This is a genomic window from Nonomuraea sp. NPDC049725 (genome assembly GCF_040674795.1).
Lineage (GTDB): Bacteria > Actinomycetota > Actinomycetes > Streptosporangiales > Streptosporangiaceae > Nonomuraea > Nonomuraea ceibae.
On record NZ_JBFANJ010000008.1, the window covers coordinates 376,519 to 393,142 of the forward strand.

The window sequence follows — 16,624 nt, forward strand, 5'->3', positions numbered from 1 at the left end:
GGCCCGTTAGGCCGTTGGCCCTGCGGGCTTTTGGCCCGCTCGACCGCTAAGGCCCGCCCGGCCATTTGGCCCACTCCGCGCGTCCGGCCCGTCAGCCGTGCGGGCCGTCGGGCCCGCACGGCCGTTTGGCCGCATGGCTGCGTTGGGCCGGTCCCCCTATCAGCTCCTACGCCCCTACGCCCGCCACGTCGCTACGCCCGGAGGGTGCCGTCCTCGCGGCGGGGGATGCCCAGCGGGTTGCCGTCCTTCAGCTCGTCGGGCAGCAGCTCGGCAGGCCAGTCCTGGTACGCCACAGGTGCAAGCCACCGCTCGATGGCCGTGGCCCCGACCGAGGTGGTCGCCGACGTGGACGCCGGCCACGGACCCCCGTGGTGCATCGCCCAGGTCACGGCCACCCCGGTGGGCCAGCCGTTCCAGATCAGCCGCCCGGCCTTGCGCGAGAGCACCTCGGCGACCTGCGTCGCCTCATCGGGGTCGGTGCCGTGGATGGTGGCCGTCAGCGACCCGTCGAGCCGCTCCAGCACGGGCCGCAGCTCCGACACCTCGCGGTAGGTCACCACGACCGAGGCGGGCCCGAAGCACTCCTCCGCGATCCCTGGCAGCTTGTCGGCGAACGACTTCACGTCGGTGGTGAACACCTTGGGCGTCACCGCCCAGCCGCCCTCCCCCGGCTTGCCCTCGGCCAGCAGCGTCAGCTCACCCAGCCGCTCGACCCCGCCCAGATACCCGTCCTTGATGCGCTCACCCAGCATCGCGCCGCCGCTCGTGCCCTCCACGGCCGAGACCAGGGCCGTACGCAGCTCCTCGTCCTCCGGCACGAACATCAGCCCCGGGTTCGTGCAGAACTGCCCCACGCCGAGCGTCAGCGACGCCGCGAACCCGCTCGCCACCTCCCCCTTCGCCGCCGACGGCAGCACCACGACGGGGTTGACACTGCCCAGCTCGCCGTAGAACGGGATCGGCGTCTCGCGCTGGTCGATGAGCCCCTGGATCGCCTTGCCCCCGGCGATGGACCCGGTGAACCCGGCCGCCACCACCCCCGGGTGCTGAACCAGGTTCACACCCGCCTGCATGCCCTGCACCAGCCCGAGCAGATCCGGGTACGGCAGCGCGTCCCGGACGATCCTGGCCACCCGCGCGGAGGTGCCCGGATGCCCCGGGTGTGCCTTGACCACGACGGGACAGCCCGCGGCCAGCGCCGATGCGGTGTCGCCACCGGCCACCGAGAAGGCGAACGGGAAGTTGCTCGCCGCGAACACCGCCACCACCCCGGCCAGCGGCTGCTTCATCCGCCGCACGTCGGGCCTGGGCGGCGTGGCCGAGGCGTCGGCGTGGTCGACGATCGCCTCCAGGTAGCCGCCGTCCCTGATCACCTGGGCGAACAGGCGGAACTGCCCCGCCGTGCGCGCGACCTCGCCGCGCAGCCGGACCTCACCGAGCGCGGTCTCCCGGTCGGCGAGCTGCCAGAGCTCCTCGACGTGGGCGGTGAGCGCGTCGGCGACGGCTTCGAGCGCCTCGGCACGCTCGGCGGCCGGTGTCGCACGCCACGCCGAACCGGCGGCGGCCGCGGCGGAGACGATCAAGTCGACCCCGGCACGATCCGTCTCAGGAACCGCGTCACCCACGGTCTCGCCGGTCCTGGGGTCGTATCCATAGATCATCGAATGGTCCTTCAGTCTTGACACCTTCTCCGGCTCATTCTTACAGTTGCCAGAACTGTCCACAATCCTGACCATCGTTCACATACATGGACGGCCAACATATGATCATCACGCAGGTCCACGTCACTCCCGTCGCGTTCCGGGACCCGCCCCTGCTGAACGCCGCAGGGGTGCACGAGCCGTGGGCCCTGCGCACCGTGGTCGAGATCGTCACCGACGAGGGCCTCAGCGGCCTCGGCGAGACGTACGGTGACCTGGGACATCTGTCGAAAGTACGCGAGTGCGCCCGGACCCTCGTCGGCCTGGACGTGCACGCCACCAACGAGATGTACCGGCGGATCGCCGCCACCGTCGGCGACGCGGTGACCGACCTGCACGGCCTGACCGGCGTCGCGACCAAGGAGAAGAGCGTCGACCGGGTGTTCGCCGCCTTCGAGGTCGCCTGCCTGGACATCCGGGGCAAGGCGGCGGGCGTGCCCGTGGTCGACCTGCTCGGCGGCCGGGTCCGCGACGCCGTCCCGTACAGCGCCTACCTCTTCTACAAGTGGGCCGGCCACCCCGGCGCCGAACCGGACCGCTTCGGCGAGGCCCTCGACCCGGCGGGCGTGGTCGAGCAGGCGGCGCTGCTCATCAAGGAGTACGGGTTCCGCTCGATCAAACTCAAGGGCGGCGTCTTCCCCCCGGCCGACGAGGTCGCGGCGATCCGGGCACTGCACGAGGCGTTCCCCGGGGTGCCGCTGCGCCTCGACCCGAACGCCGCCTGGACGGTGGAGACCTCCACCTGGGTCGGCCGCGAACTGGACGGCATCCTCCAGTACCTGGAAGACCCCACTCCGGACATTTCCGGAATGTCGGAGGTAGCAGCCCAGGTCTCCATGCCGCTCGCCACCAACATGTGCGTCGTCACCCCCGAACACCTCCCCCCCGCCATCGCCTCCCGCGCCATCGGCGTCCTCCTGCTCGACCACCACTACTGGGGCGGCCTCGTCCGCTCCTCCCACATCGCCGCGCTGTGCGAGACGTTCGGGCTGGAGCTGTCCATGCACTCCAACTCCCACCTGGGCATCAGCCTCGCCGCCATGACCCACCTCGCCGCCGCCACCCCCAACCTCACCCACGCCTGCGACACCCACACCCCCTGGCAGGACGGCCAGGACGTGGTCGCCCCCGGCGCCCTGCGCTTCGTCGACGGCGCCGTCCCGGTGCCCACCGCCCCCGGCCTCGGCGTCGAACTCGACCGCGACGCCCTCGCACGGATGCACGAGCAGTACGCGAAGTGCGGCATCACCGCCCGGGACGACACCACGTACATGCAACGCTTCAACCCGGACTACACCGCCCAACGCCCCCGCTGGTAACCCCGGCAGCCCCCGTTGCCCACACCCACCACCCCACGCACGGCTCGTGTCCTTTTCTCGCACGGCCACCACCCCGCGTCCTGCCACACCCTCGCCACGGCCACCGCCGCACATACCGTCCCCACCCTAGGCACGATCACCGCCCCGCCTCCGATCACCGCCCCACGTACGGTCACGGCCCTACGTCCGGTCACCACCCCACATACGGTCACGGCCCTACGCTCGATCACCACCCCACATACGGTCACGGCCCTACGTCCCGTCACCACGCCACATACGGTCACCACCACGCCCACGCGCGCCGTCAGCACGCGCACGGTCACCACCACGCCCACGCGCGCCGTCACCACGCGCACGGTCACCACCACGCGAACAGTGACCACCACGCCCGCGGCCATCCCACCGCGCACGCTCACCGAACCGCCGCGTATGGCCACCACCGGCACTACGGCCCCCGCGCGCGTGCGGTTACGGAGGTCCGCATGGTTGGCCCATGCCCAGCGGTCGCCGACGCCCCACGTCCCGACGCGCCAGCGCGGTTCTCGCCGGAACGGCACACTGCACTGACCGACGCCCCGTGCCCCAGGCCGTCGGTCCCGGTGTCTACAGCCCCCACCGCCGCCGGGAAGACAAGCACCCGCCCAAACCAAACCGTAGACACCCACCCCAATCCATAAGGCCACCGCGCCAACGAACACCCGCCACACCGTGAGGAGACCAGACCGATGAGGATCGCCTACGCCTACCCCTGGGACATCGCAGGCGACCCAGCCGCCCCCGACCGCCTCGCTGCCCTCGGCGTCGAGGCGGTAGCCCTGGCCGCCTCCTACCACTCCACCCGCGCCGCAACCCCCTTCCACCCCGCACACCGCATCCTCGACGTCCCCCACTCGGCCTTCTACCTGCCGATACGGCCGGCCGCCTGGGGCCGCCTGACCCCTGCCGCCCCCTCCTGGACCGCCCCTGACGCGTACCTGGTCGCCCAGGACGCCCTGCGCCGCGCCGGCCTTCGCGTCCACGCGTGGACCGTCCTGACCCACAACGCCCACCTAGGCGGCGCCCACCCCGACCTGGTGGTGCGCAACGCCTTCGGCGACCCGTACCCGTACGCCCTGTGCCCCGCCTTCGAGGACGTCGCGGACTACTGCTCCCGCCTCGTCCAGGAGGTGCTGACGGCCGGGGAACCTGACGGCCTCATCCTCGAAGGCTGCGGCCCCATGGGCTTCTCCCACCAGGGAGTACACGAGAAGACCTCAGGCGCCGACTACGACGCCGACCTGCTGTCCCTCTGCTTCTGCACCGCCTGCACCCCCGGCTACCCCGAAGGCACCCAAGCCAGAATCCGCACCGCCATAGACTCACCCCTCACCCCGGAACGCCCAGCTTCCCCCTCCCCGGAACCTCCCGTCTCCCCCATCGACGCCGCACTCGGCCCGCTCGCCGACGAAGTACGCGCCGCCCGTGTCTCGTTGTCCGCCTCGCTCCGCACCCGCCTGATCGCCACCGCCCGCGAGGTCGCCCCGAACATCCCCATCACCCTGCACGCAAATCCGGACCCCTGGGCCACCGGCCCCTTCGCGGCCCTCCCCACCGGCGAGCCCGAAGCCGACGTCCTGGTGGGCAACTGCTGGGGCGACCCGGCAGCGGACGCCGCCCGCCTGTCCCACCTCCGCGACCTGTGCACCCCCGGCCAACGAGTCGGCGCCTACGTCCTGGCCCTCCCTCCTCGCCCCGCCGACGCCACCGCCCTGGCGGAGCTCCTCACCACCTACACCAAGGCAGGCGCCTCCGAAATCCACCTCTACCACGCAGGCCTGGCCGGCCCCGAACGCCTGGCAGCCATGACAGCCGCCCTCCGCCAAACCATCCAGTAACCCACCCGGGCCTCCGGCGGCTTCGCGTCAGACCCTCATGCTGTGGCTCAGGGCACCGGCCCACCCTCGGCGGCGGCTCCCGCTCCAGCCCTCACCAGATCAGCCCATCCCTAGCCCAGCCAGCGCAGATGCGCGCCCCCGAAGACGCCTTGCCGCCGCCCGACCTCATCCATCAGCCACTTGGCGGTCTCTTCCGCACGAACGATCACATTTTCCGGATATCCCAGTACGACCTGATGCTCGGCGAACTCGTCCTCGTCATCCAGGATCAACCGCCCATCCCGCATCCTGATCACATCGAGATCCAGGTCGATCATGGACACCTCCCCGTCCCTCCACTCGGGAACGGTGGTGACGTCCACATAGACCTCAGTCCTGTGCGGCGGCGAGTGAAAAGTCGCAGCCCACCAGGCATCCCGCGGGAACAGCATCAGGCAGTGGTTCTCCCAGACCACCGGCGGCCCCTCCCCTTTACGAGCGACCGTCCCCGCCGGCACCGTCACCCAGAGCCCGTACTCGTCCTCACCCAGAACCTTCGCCGCATGGTTCCAATGCAACGCGCCGCCGTATTTCCGGAAAACGATCCTCACATCATCCACAAACTGGAACTTATCGCCCCGCCGCATGCCCACCTACAACCACTCAGCCACTACAGCCGACATTCACCCAGCCCTATAACGCTCCCGCCTTCACTCCCACAGCCGGCGAATAACCGGCCAAGCGGAGGACGCCGGAAGGTGGGCCCCACTCGATCACGTACAACCGCCAGCCAAACCCCAGTGACCGATCCCGCAGGTGCCATCTCACCGTGCCGCGGTCACCAACCCGCTCTCGTACGCCGCAATGACGAGTTGCGCCCGATCACGTGCGTCCAACTTGGCCAGCAAGCGCGTGATGTGGGTCTTGACCGTCGCCAGAGTCACCTGGAGATGGTCGGCGATCTCAGCATTGGACAGGCCACGCGCGATCAGCGCCAGCACCTCGCGCTCCCGCTCCGTCACCCCGTCCAGCCCGCGAACCGCCGGTAAAGCAGGCGTGCGCGCGAACTCCTCGATCAGCCGTCGCGTTACCGTCGGCGCCAGCAACGCCTCACCACCGGCCACGACCCGGATGGCGGCGAGCAGGTCCGTCGGCGGCGTGTCCTTGAGCATGAACCCACTCGCCCCGGCCCGCAGCGCGTCGTAGACGTAAGCGTCGATATCGAACATCGTCACGATGAGGATCCGCGACACATCCTTGATGCGCCTGGTTGCCTCGATGCCGTCCATCTCCGGCATCCGCACATCCATCAGGACGACGTCAGGCTGCGTCTCCTGGACGACCGCAATGGCCTCGACTCCCGTGGCCGCCTCACCCACGACCTCAAGATCGGGCTCGGAGTTGACCAGCACCCTGAAGCTGCCTCGGAGCAGCGCCTGATCGTCGACGATCACAACCCGGATCATGACGCGGCCCCGTACGGCAGGTGGGCCGCCACCCGGAACCCGCGCCGCGGAAGCCCGCCTGCCTCGAACGCGCCCCCGTACATCGTGACCCGTTCCCGCATCCCGATCAGCCCATGCCCCGGCACCACAGCGCTCCCCTGCCCGACCCGCGGCCCGGGGCCGTCATCCCTGACCTCGATGCGTACCGCCCTCCCATCGTCGATCACCGACACCCAGCAGCGAGCGGGTGCCGCATGCTTCACCACATTGGTGAGCGCTTCCTGAACGATCCGGTACACGGACAGCTCAACGCCTTCTGGGAGCCTTCGCCCTTCGGCTGGATCGGCTCCGCCACCGCCATGTCCCGACCCGCTCGGCACCCCATCACTAGCACGCCTCTCCCCCGCGCCGGCTACAGAATCGTCGCCTTCCACGGCATCGTCATCGCCCCGCCTGCCACGAACTTCACTGGCGACATCCACGTCTCGAAGATCGCCCACAGCCTCAGGCCGGCCCGCCTGCCCAGCAGGCCACTGACGATCTCTCGCACTCACGCGGTCAGGGCGACCGGCTTCACGAGACCTGACGCGTACGTCGAGATCCACGTCCACCCCCGACAGCCGTGCCTGGTCCGCCAACTCGCCCAGGCCGCTGAGGCCCGGCGTGGGCCCGCGGGCGGGCGGGTCGGCCGAGCGCAGGACTGCCAGCAAATGTCGCATCTCCCGCAGCGCGCTTCTGCTGGCTCTCTCGATCACGCGCAGGGCGTCATGCGCTTCGTCCGGATCGGAGGCGAAGACGTGGTTGGCCACACCGGCCTTCACGGCGATCAGCCCCACATTGTGTGTGACGACGTCGTGCAGCTCGCGGGCGATGCGCAGGCGCTCGTCCGCCACCGCCTGAGCCGCGATCCGGTCCGCGTCGTGCGCCATGTAGATCCTCCGCTCGCGCACGGCGCGCCCCACGGTCCAGGCTCCTCCCAGCGCCGCGACGCCGAACAGCAACGTGTCACTGCGGAACAGCCACTCCGGCACCCCTGGCTGAGGCACGCCCCCGACCATCACCAGGGCCGCCCCGGTGATCGCCGCGAGCATCCCGATGGCCGAGGTCGGGAACCAGGCGCCGCGATTCTCCGACACGGCGACCAGGTAGATCGCATACGCGGGAGCAACGTACGCGATGCTCACGACGTCGACCACGACGGCCACCATGGCGATCGACAGCGTGACAAGGAAGACCGGGACAGGCCACAGCCTCCGCACGGCCAGCGGAAGACCCAGCCCGAGCGGAAGGGCGATCCGTGCCCACGGCGGCAGCACCGCGGCGGAGGCCGTCAGTGTGAAGAACACGAACGAGAGGCCAAGCCCGGCAGCCAGATCCAGCATGATCAGCTGCCGGCGGGCCAGGCGCCTGGCGAAAAGAGGGTGCGACTCGTTCACGCGATGAAGGTAGCCGGTGGGCCGGACTTCGCACGTCAACCCGGGGTCTGATGTTGAGGTTCGGACTGGGGTCCGATGTGGCGAAGGCCTCGCATGCCGCACCCTTTACGGCGTGATCGAACTCAAGCGCCCGACGAAACGCCACGACGCCACCCTGGCCGTCGGCGGCCTCTCCTTCAAGGTCCTGCCCGCCCGGCCGGCCGGGCTCAGGAAAGAAAGGCCGCGCCATAGCTTCCTACCAGCAAGGACTACATTCAGTAACTTAAAATAACGGTAGGTAGTTTATAGGTGGGCGATAAATCTGGTGTCGGACTGAACAGCCACTACAAGGAGGCTGCCACCGCGCCAGAGCCACACGTTCACCACACCGGGGGCCGACAGATCCCGCCTCGCTCATGAAGTGGCCGTTCATGAAGTGGCCGAGGCGCTCGCCATGCCGGCACTCCGCTTCGCAACACCTCACGTCATGCCGCCGTCGTCCGCGCCGGCTTCTGCCGTACGGGCCGGGCTGGGCGAGACAGGGCGGCAGGGCGGCCCGAGTCGTGCCGATGGCAAGCCCGTCCGGATCGGCCATGCCTGATCCGGACGCACGTGTCCGGCCGCCGACCCCCTCGAGCGGCTGGATCAGGGCCGGTGAAGCGCACCTGCTTCCCGGCCGCGTCCACCACTATCACCGAGAGGAGGCAAGGATGTTCTCCACCATCACGGCGAAGGAAGACCTGAGCGCCCGCCCGATCAAGGCGGACGACGACAGGCTGCTGGTCGCCCCGCTCAGCACCACCACCATCGCCCTCACCAGTGAGGACTAGCAGGAGAGACGGTGCCGCCCCGGCCAGGGGCGGCACCGGCCGGACCATCTCGCGAAGGGAGGCGTCAGTGGAGCCGTCGCCAGGACTGGGCCCTGCGCTCAGCGCCAACTTCTACCGTGCGGTCAGCGCCTGGCCGGACAGCACGGCGTTCCACACCCACCAGGCGCGCCACGCCCAGCTCGGACTCGCCCGACAGGTGTCCGCGGCCGAGCAGTTCCTGTACGAGACCCGGATCAGGCGTCACGACCGTGAGCTGCAACGTTCGGTGGCCGACTATCTTCGTCCCGAAATCATGCAGGTGCTGAGCCACACCGACGAGGAAACCGTTCCCGCTGCGCGCCGCGTCGAGCTGCCCGCGTCGGCGCCCGCCCGGGCAGCGCTGGAGGACGTGTTCGCGGCACGGCGCAGCATCCGATCCTTCAGCGGCGCGCCCGTGACCCTGCCGGAAGCGGCGGCGGTGCTGCGGGCGGCCGGAGCGCACCACGAGCACGAGGCCGGGCGGCCGCACCGTTCCGTGGCCAGCGGTGGCGGCCTGTATCCGGTCGAACTGCACCTGGCCGCGCGGAGCGTGACGGGCCTCGACTCCGGTTTGTACCGGTATGCGCCCCGCCTGGACGCGCTGGACCGGTACGGCGGCCCGGCGGAGGTGACCGCGCTGCTGGCCTGCGGTCCAGGCGAGCACCCGGACCTGCTGGCCATCGACCGCGCGGCACTGCTGGTGCTGTTCGTCGCCCGGCCATGGCGTTCCATGCGCAAGTACGGGCCGCGCGGCCTGCGGTTCGTGCTGCACGAGGTGGGCGCCATGGCACAGCACGTGCACCTGACCGCGACCGCGCTCGGTCTGGCCGGCACCGACTGGTCCACCTACTACGACGAGGAGGCGCACGCCGTGCTCGGCATCGACGGGCTGCGTATTGCCCTGCTGCACCTGATCGTCCTGGGCCGCCCGCGAGCCACGGGGAGCGCAACGTGACGGCCGGACCGACGCCCCGGGTCAAACGCTCCTTCGCGGTCATCGGTCATGATCCGGACACCGTCGAGCTCAGGTCCGGTGTGTGGAACGCCACCTCGCACACCATCACCGACGAGGCGCGGCGCGGCTGGCTCTTCTCCGCAGTCATCGGGCTGGACGGGTCCCGCGACATGACCGAACTGGCCGCCGACATCGGCGTCGGCACGCAGGAGATGTCGGAGCTGCTCTCTCATCTGCGCGAGCTCGACGCCCTGGAAGATCGCGCCACGACCGCGCTCGATCACTACCTCGACCACTACGCGGGCGTGCTGGCCGGGCCGCCATCCCCTGCCCGGCCCGTACGAGTGATCGGCGAGCCCGTGACGGCCGCGCAGGTGACGCGACTGATCGCGGCCAGCGACCCGCACCTCGACGTGGCCGACGCCAGCGCAGATCCCGTCCTCGGCGTGCTGGACGATCCCGACACCGGCTGGACCACCCACGGGCTGCGGCTGCACGAGGTGGCCGAGACGTTCGCCGCCTGGCGCGAGAACATCGTCGTGTGGGCCGGCTCGCGGATGGATCCGCCCGCGGTGAGCCTGTTCAACAGGATCGCCCTGCAGGCCGGCATGACATGGCTGCACGGCGCGATCGACGGGCCCTTCCTGTTCGTGGGCCCGACCTTCCATCCCGGCGCGGGTCCCTGCTACGCCTGCCTGGAGACGCGTGTCACCATGAACCTCACCGACGGCGCGGCCTACCACCGCTACAAGAACGCGCTCACCGAGGCCAAGGCGTCCGGCGGTCAGGTGCCCATCCTGCCCGCGCTGTCGGCGCTGCTGTGCTCCCACCTTGCCCTGGAAGCCATCAATCTGGCTCGGACCGGCGCCTCGTTCACCGGCGGCAAGATGTTCGGCACATACCTGCCGACGTGGGAGACCACCGTCAGCGAGGTCCTGCAGGTGCCCGGCTGCCAAGCCTGCTCGCCCGTCGCCCACCGCGACGAGCCCGAGCTCTACTTCCAGGCCAAGGAATGGCTCCATGGCTGAGACGCGGCTGAGCCGCCGGACCCTGCCGTTCGACGCGACCACCCGGAAGCTGATGCGCCGGATGCTGAACCCCGTGTGCGGCCTGACTCCACGGCTGAAGTTCAGCGTCCGCTCACGCGGCGAGCCGCGCGTCGCCATCGCCGGCACCGAACTGACCGGCGTGCACGTTCTGAACGGCGGTCCCCCGATCCCCGCCGAACGGCACCACCTCGGCGGCGCCGGCATCCTCCTCGACGAGCCCCTCATCAAGTCACTGGGAGAATCGGCCGAACGGTACTGCCACCACTCCTACCTCGCCCACCATCCCGAGCGGCTGCGCTTCGACAGCTACCGGACGGTCAGCCGCGTGCGCGCCACGCTGCCGCCCGAACAGTGCCTGACCTTCTTCTCCGGCGAACAACTCGACCGCGACGGCTTCCTCTTCCGGCGGTTCGACGCTGACTCCCCGATGAGCTGGCTGCCGGCCGACTCACTCACGACGGACACCCCGTACTGGCTGCCCGCGCAACTCGCCCTCGTCGGCTACCGGCCACGGCGCCGGGACGGCGAACGGTGGATCAACTCCGCCGTGACGACCGGCACCGCCGCCCACAGCGACCCGGGCAAGGCCCTCCTCGGCGCCCTGGAAGAGCTGGTCCAGCTCGATTGCGTCGTCGGCCACTGGTACGGGGCACTGCCGTCGGTCAAGATACGGCTCGACCGCCGCCTGCGCGTACTTGACCGGCTGATCGAGCACCACTGGACCCGTGGCACGCCGGCCCCGGAGTTTCACCTGCTGCCGAGCCCTGACCTGCCCGGTTTCACCATCGCCTGCCTGTACCGTCACGGTAATCCCGCCATCGCTCCCGTCGTCGCCGGGCTGGGCAGCGACCAACGTCTGGCGTACGCGATGTACAAGGCGCTGCTCGAAGCCGTGGCCGTGTTCCGCTACGCGACCTGGATGACCGTCAAGACGGCCATCGACGAGACCGGCCACGCCGACAAGACGCGATTCTTCGACCTGGACGACAACGTCGCCTACTACACCGCCCCGGCCAATGCCGCGCTGATCGAGAAGCGCTTCGCCGCCCATACCGTGACCGCCGCGGCCGATCTGCCACCCGACGGCCCCGCCGACCCCCGGAGCTGCGCGCGGCGGCTGGTCGACGCCTTCGCGGCGACCGGCAAGCAGCTCGCCTACCTTGACCTCACCACGCCCGACATCCGCCACCTGGGGCTCACCGTCTGCCGTGTCTGGTCGCCCGACACGCTGAGCCTGTGCCTTCCCAGCGCGCCTCCGCTGCTGCATCCCCGCTTCGCCGCCTATGGAGGAGCCGTCAACCCTGAACCCCATCCCTACCCTTGATCACCCGTGCGCCCTAGGTCCTGGCCTGGTCGCTCCGCGCGACCGTTGCTCTCCGCGCGCGGCTACGCCCCTCCGTACGCGGCCCCGACCTCCGCGCGCTGGCTCGCCTCTGCGCGCTGCCTCGGCTGCGCGCCCGCTGCCTCGGCCCTGCGCGCGATCTGGCCCTTGGTGCGACCCGGCCTGGCGCGCGCGACTTCAGTCCTCCGCGCGCTGCCTCGGCCCTGCCCGCGATCTCGCCCCTCGGCGAGGTACTGGCGCTCCGCGCGCGGCCACTGTCCTCCCACTATCTCGCCCTCGGCGCGGCCTTGACCCGCCGGGCACGGCTTCGAGCCTCTGCACGACCTCGGCCCTCGGCGCGGCCCTGGCCCGCCGGGCACGACCAGGGCCCTCGGCGCGGCACTCTCCTGCCGCGCGGCCTCGGCCCTGGGGCGACCCTTGCCTACCGGGCACAACTTCGGCCCTCTGTGCGGCCTCGGGTCTCTGTGCGGCCTCGGGGCTCTGCGCGGCGCTGGGCTTCTGCTGCGGCAGGCGGGGTCGGTTTCGGAAAGGAGGCGGCATGTATGACGTGATCATTGTCGGTGCGCGCTGCGCGGGAGCGGCCACTGCGATGCTGCTGGCACGTGCCGGGCACAGGGTCCTGCTGCTGGATCGCATGTCCTTCCCCAGCGACACCCTGTCCACCCTCTACATCCACCAGCCCGGCGTGGCCCGGTTGGATCGGTGGGGAGTGCTTAACCAGGTCCTCGCCACCGGTTGTCCGTTGATCACCCGCATCACCTTCCACCTGCCCGGCGCCTGCTTGTCCGGCCCGGCACCGGCTTTCGGCTCGATCACGGGCGGCTGCGCACCCCGCCGAAGGACGCTGGATCACCTCCTGGTGCAGGCCGCTGTCGCCGCCGGTGCCGAGTTCCGGCCGCGGGCGACCGTACTGGACCTGGTGTGGAAGGACGGGGCCGTAGCAGGCGTCCGCCACGGCAGCCGACGCGGCGGACAGGTGGTGGAGCGCGCTCGGCTGACCGTGGGCGCGGACGGGCGCCACTCCACCGTGGCTCGCCTGGTCCGGGCCCCGTACGTGCGTCAGGACCCTGCGCTCACCTGCTTCTACTACACCTACTGGAGCGGCATCCCCGAGCAGGGCCTGCGTCTGCACTTCCTCCACGGGGCCGGCACCGCCTGCGTCCCCACTCAGGATGGGCTGACGCTCATCGCTCTGCAGTTCCGCCCGGACGGGCCTGTCGCGCCTCAGGACCGGGAGCGTCTCTACCAAGGACGGCTACGGCGCAACGGCGAGCACTTTCGGCGGCAACTGGCCGACGGCCGCCAGGAGGACCGCCTGTACTGCTGCGCCGATCAGCCCAACTTCTTCCGCCGCGCCCACGGCCCGGGCTGGGCTCTCGTGGGTGACGCCGCGCACAACAAGGATCCCATCACCGCCCGCGGGATCACCGACGCCTTCCTCCAGGCCGAGATGATCGCCAACCGGCTGTCCATCCCTCTCGACGATCCCCGCGAGATGGAGGCGGCACTGTCCCGCTACGGTCGGGACCTTCTGTGTCAGTTCACCCCGGCGTACGAGTCGGCACTGCGCACGGCCCGGCTCGACGCCGACGAACTCCCGCCGGACCTCGTCCAGCACCAGCACGACCCCGTCTACGTCGACCGCTTCCTACGCCGCTACGGAGGCATCCCCTGACGCCGGCGCCGAGGCGGAGGCGCGAGGAGCTTGCGATCTGGGCAATGCTTCAGCGCCGTGAGCCCACGGGACGTGCTGCCCTGCGGCCATCGCGGCCCGGGGTGAGGGCGGGCTCTCCCGGGGCCCCGCTGAGGGGTTGGGATGCGCCCGCCACACCTTTCGTTCAAGCCGGATCTGCCGGCTGCGGCGACCCTCAGGTCAGACCTCGACCACCACAGGGATGATCATCGGGCGTCGGCGGTAGGTGTCGCTCACCCAGCGCCCCACCGTACGGCGGACCACGCGGCGGATCTCCTGCATGTCGATCACCCCGTCGGCGGCCTTCTCCTCGAGGGCCTTCTCGATCTGCGGGATGAACTGCTCGAACTGCGCAGGGTCTATTCCCGAACCGCGGGCGTGTATCTCCGGTCCGGCCGTGAGCTTGCCCGTGGTGGAGTCCACGACCACGACCACGGAGATGAAGCCCTCGTCACCCAGTATGCGCCGGTCCTTCAGCGAGACGTCGGTGATCTCTCCCACCGACGACCCGTCGACGTACACGTACCCGGCGTGGACCGCGCCGACGATCTTCGCTCGGCCGTCGACCAGGTCGACCACGACGCCGTCTTCGGCGATGACGATGTGGTCGTCCGGCACGCCGGTGAGCGCGGCGAGCTTGGCGTGCGCCCGCAGGTGCCGCCACTCGCCGTGCACCGGCATGAAGTTGGACGGCCGGGTGAGGTTGAGCACGTAGAGCAGCTCGCCGGCCGCAGCGTGGCCGGACACGTGCACCTTGGCGTTGCCCTTGTGCACCACGCGGGCGCCCCAGCGGGACAGGCCGTTGATCACCTTGTTGACCGCGGTCTCGTTGCCCGGCACGAGCGACGACGCGAGCAGGACCGTGTCGCCCTTCGCGATGCGGATCGGGTGGTCGCGGTTGGCCATCCTCGACAGCGCGGCCATGGGCTCGCCCTGCGAACCGGTGCAGATCAGCACCACGTCCTGCGGCGGCCACGCCTCGATGTCACGGGAGTCGACGATGAGCTCCGGGGGCACCTTGAGGTAGCCGAGATCGCGGGCCACCCCCATGTTGCGCACCATCGAGCGGCCGACGAGGGCGACCTTGCGGCCGTGCTTGGCCGCCGCATCCATGACCTGCTGGATGCGGTGTACGTGAGAGGCGAAGCTGGCCACGATGACGCGCTGCTCCGACGTACGGATGACCTCGTCGATGACCGGCGCGATCTCACGCTCGCTGGTGACGAACCCCGGCACCTCGGCGTTGGTCGAGTCGGACATCAGCAGGTCGACGCCCTCGCTGCCGAGCCGGGCGAATCCGCCCAGGTCGGTGAGGCGGCCGTCGCTCGGCAGCTGGTCCATGCGGAAGTCGCCGGTGTGCAGCACTATGCCGGCGGGCGTCCTGATGGCGACCGCCAGGGCGTCGGGGATCGAGTGGTTGACCGCCAGGAACTCGCAGTCGAACGGCCCGAAGGAGTGCCGTTCGCCTTCCGTGACCTGGACCTTGGTCGGCTGGATTCGGTGCTCGCTGAGCTTGGCCTCGATCAGGGCAAGCGTCAGCTTGGAGCCGATGAGCGGGATGTCGCGCCGCTCGCGCAGGAGGTACGGGACCGCTCCGATGTGGTCTTCGTGCGCATGCGTCAGCACCACGGCCTCGACCTGGTCGAGCCGATCTCTGATGTACTCGAAGTCCGGCAGGATCAGGTCCACGCCAGGCTGGTCGGGCTCGGGGAAGAGCACCCCGCAGTCGACGATCAGCAGGCGGCTGTCGTACTCGAAGACGGCCATGTTGCGGCCGATCTCGCCGAGCCCGCCGAGTGCGACGATGCGCAGGCCGCCTTCCGGCAGCACCGGAGGAGGGCCAAGATCAGGATGCGGATGGCTCATACCCGGCTCCCAAGGTCGACCCCATGGTCAAATCGTGTTCTCAAAACTCCCGGATCCTCCCCGTTCCTATACGTCTGTCAACTTCACCCCGCCGGCCACCAGGCAAGCACGCAGCTCGGCGATTTGCTTCTCAGTCGCGGGCACGAGCGGCAGGCGTACCGGACCGACCGGTATTCCCACCATGCTCAGCGCCGCCTTTGCCATGATCGCGCCACCCGCGCTCATCATGATCCCCTCGACGACCGGCGCCACCTGGCGGTGGACCGCGCGCGCGCCGTCGATGTCACCGTTCGTGTGGAGCCTGATCATGTTGGCGAGGTCGCTGCCGACCACGTGCCCGACCACGCTCACGAACCCTGCCGCGCCGAGCGAGAGCCAGGCCATGTTGAGCAGGTCGTCGCCGGAGTAGTAGGCGAGATCGGTCACCGTCATCATCGTGTTGCCGGCGAACAGGTCTCCCTTGGCGTCCTTCACCGCCACGATGCGCTCGTGCTGGGCCAGCCGGATCAGGGTCTCGGTCTTGATCGGCACGCCGCTGCGACCGGGGATGTCATAGAGCATAACCGGCAGTTCCGTCGCGTCTGCCACGGCGGCGAAATGCCGGTAGAGCCCTTCCTGCGGGGGCTTGCTGTAATAAGGGGTCACGACGAGCAGGCCGTGGGCGCCCTCGCGGGCTGCGCGCTTGGCCAGTTCGACGCTGTGACGCGTGTCGTTGGTGCCGGCTCCGGCCACCACGGTCGCCCGGTCGCCCACCGCTTCGAGCACCGTGCCGAGGATGCGGGCCTTCTCCTCGTCGGTGGTGGTGGGTGACTCGCCGGTGGTGCCGCTGACGACCAGCCCGTCGTTGTGCTGCTCGTCCACCAGGTAGGTCGCGAGGCGTCGCACGGTCTTGTAGTCGACCTCGCCGTCGGCGGTGAACGGCGTGACCATGGCGGTCAGCATGCGGCCGAAGGGCGCGTCCGTGGTTCCAGTTGGCGATGCCATAGTGCGAACGCTACCTGGATTCCGAAATCCGTTGGACGCCGCCACCCCGAATTGCCTGCCTGGAGCCGCTTTTTGTCACACCGTTCTCCGGCATCTCAGGGCACATCCGACTACGCTCCACCGTTGTCGATCGCTCCCCCCATCCATGCCCGCCC

12 protein-coding genes are annotated in these 16,624 nt (G+C 70.0%); 6 read left to right on the top strand and 6 right to left on the bottom strand.

The features are described 5' to 3' along the window. Window positions 1-191 precede the first annotated feature (191 nt). Window positions 192-1,661, bottom strand: coding sequence for an aldehyde dehydrogenase (NADP(+)) (locus AB0J53_RS23125; RefSeq protein ID WP_364175543.1), 1,470 nt, complete (start codon window positions 1,659-1,661; stop codon window positions 192-194). Window positions 1,662-1,747: 86 nt separating this feature from the next. On the opposite strand from AB0J53_RS23125, the gene AB0J53_RS23130 reads away from it, so the two are divergent. After that, window positions 1,748-3,019 (top strand): glucarate dehydratase family protein, encoded by a 1,272-nt coding sequence (locus tag AB0J53_RS23130; RefSeq protein ID WP_364175546.1) that lies wholly within the window; start codon window positions 1,748-1,750, stop codon window positions 3,017-3,019. A 725-nt stretch (window positions 3,020-3,744) separates the two neighbouring features. Beyond that, window positions 3,745-4,893: a hypothetical protein gene (locus AB0J53_RS23135; protein WP_364175549.1), complete on the top strand. Its 1,149-nt coding sequence runs from the start codon at window positions 3,745-3,747 to the stop codon at window positions 4,891-4,893. Between the two features lie 110 nt (window positions 4,894-5,003). On the opposite strand, the gene AB0J53_RS23140 is transcribed toward AB0J53_RS23135, so the two are convergent. The 3 genes from AB0J53_RS23140 to AB0J53_RS23150 all read right to left on the bottom strand — a co-directional run bounded on the left by AB0J53_RS23140 (window position 5,004) and on the right by AB0J53_RS23150 (window position 7,753). Continuing rightward, window positions 5,004-5,492 carry a DUF402 domain-containing protein gene (locus AB0J53_RS23140; RefSeq protein WP_364175551.1) on the bottom strand — a complete coding sequence of 163 codons (489 nt, stop codon included), beginning with the start codon at window positions 5,490-5,492 and terminating at the stop codon, window positions 5,004-5,006. Window positions 5,493-5,696: 204 nt separating this feature from the next. Further along, the gene (locus AB0J53_RS23145; protein ID WP_219503400.1) at window positions 5,697-6,338 is read right to left on the bottom strand and encodes a response regulator transcription factor; all 642 of its coding nucleotides are present in this window, start codon (window positions 6,336-6,338) and stop codon (window positions 5,697-5,699) included. Then, window positions 6,335-7,753 (bottom strand): histidine kinase, encoded by a 1,419-nt coding sequence (locus AB0J53_RS23150; RefSeq protein ID WP_364175554.1) that lies wholly within the window; start codon window positions 7,751-7,753, stop codon window positions 6,335-6,337. The genes AB0J53_RS23145 and AB0J53_RS23150 overlap by 4 nt, the downstream gene beginning before the upstream one ends. Before the next feature lie 876 nt (window positions 7,754-8,629). Between AB0J53_RS23150 and AB0J53_RS23155 the strand changes: the two genes are divergently transcribed. The 4 genes from AB0J53_RS23155 to AB0J53_RS23170 all read left to right on the top strand — a co-directional run bounded on the left by AB0J53_RS23155 (window position 8,630) and on the right by AB0J53_RS23170 (window position 13,601). After that, window positions 8,630-9,535 carry a SagB/ThcOx family dehydrogenase gene (locus tag AB0J53_RS23155; protein ID WP_364175557.1) on the top strand — a complete coding sequence of 302 codons (906 nt, stop codon included), beginning with the start codon at window positions 8,630-8,632 and terminating at the stop codon, window positions 9,533-9,535. Then, on the top strand, window positions 9,532-10,563 hold the full coding sequence (locus AB0J53_RS23160) for a TOMM precursor leader peptide-binding protein (protein ID WP_364175560.1): 1,032 nt from the start codon (window positions 9,532-9,534) through the stop codon (window positions 10,561-10,563). Before AB0J53_RS23155 ends, AB0J53_RS23160 begins: the two co-directional genes overlap by 4 nt. Next, entirely contained in the window at window positions 10,556-11,908 is a 1,353-nt protein-coding gene (locus AB0J53_RS23165; protein ID WP_364175563.1) for a YcaO-like family protein, read from the top strand. The genes AB0J53_RS23160 and AB0J53_RS23165 overlap by 8 nt, the downstream gene beginning before the upstream one ends. Before the next feature lie 556 nt (window positions 11,909-12,464). Then, window positions 12,465-13,601, top strand: coding sequence for an NAD(P)/FAD-dependent oxidoreductase (locus tag AB0J53_RS23170; protein ID WP_364175565.1), 1,137 nt, complete (start codon window positions 12,465-12,467; stop codon window positions 13,599-13,601). A 198-nt stretch (window positions 13,602-13,799) separates the two neighbouring features. Here the strand turns inward: AB0J53_RS23170 and AB0J53_RS23175 are convergent, their stop codons facing one another. After that, window positions 13,800-15,485 carry a ribonuclease J gene (locus AB0J53_RS23175; RefSeq protein WP_219503416.1) on the bottom strand — a complete coding sequence of 562 codons (1,686 nt, stop codon included), beginning with the start codon at window positions 15,483-15,485 and terminating at the stop codon, window positions 13,800-13,802. A 66-nt stretch (window positions 15,486-15,551) separates the two neighbouring features. Continuing rightward, window positions 15,552-16,469, bottom strand: coding sequence for a 4-hydroxy-tetrahydrodipicolinate synthase (gene dapA / locus AB0J53_RS23180; protein ID WP_364175568.1), 918 nt, complete (start codon window positions 16,467-16,469; stop codon window positions 15,552-15,554). Between the last annotated feature and the right edge of the window lie 155 nt (window positions 16,470-16,624).

What these genes read in the sequence shown, in the direction of transcription:
- AB0J53_RS23125 (WP_364175543.1), bottom strand. Translation starts at nt 1,661, where the DNA reads ATGATCTATGGATACGACCCCAGGACCGGCGAGACCGTGGGTGACGCG.
- AB0J53_RS23135 (WP_364175549.1), top strand. Translation starts at nt 3,745, where the DNA reads ATGAGGATCGCCTACGCCTACCCCTGGGACATCGCAGGCGACCCAGCC.
- dapA (WP_364175568.1), bottom strand. Translation starts at nt 16,469, where the DNA reads ATGGCATCGCCAACTGGAACCACGGACGCGCCCTTCGGCCGCATGCTG.
- AB0J53_RS23145 (WP_219503400.1), bottom strand. Translation starts at nt 6,338, where the DNA reads ATGATCCGGGTTGTGATCGTCGACGATCAGGCGCTGCTCCGAGGCAGC.
- AB0J53_RS23165 (WP_364175563.1), top strand. Translation starts at nt 10,556, where the DNA reads ATGGCTGAGACGCGGCTGAGCCGCCGGACCCTGCCGTTCGACGCGACC.
- AB0J53_RS23130 (WP_364175546.1), top strand. Translation starts at nt 1,748, where the DNA reads ATGGACGGCCAACATATGATCATCACGCAGGTCCACGTCACTCCCGTC.
- AB0J53_RS23175 (WP_219503416.1), bottom strand. Translation starts at nt 15,485, where the DNA reads ATGAGCCATCCGCATCCTGATCTTGGCCCTCCTCCGGTGCTGCCGGAA.
- AB0J53_RS23170 (WP_364175565.1), top strand. Translation starts at nt 12,465, where the DNA reads ATGTATGACGTGATCATTGTCGGTGCGCGCTGCGCGGGAGCGGCCACT.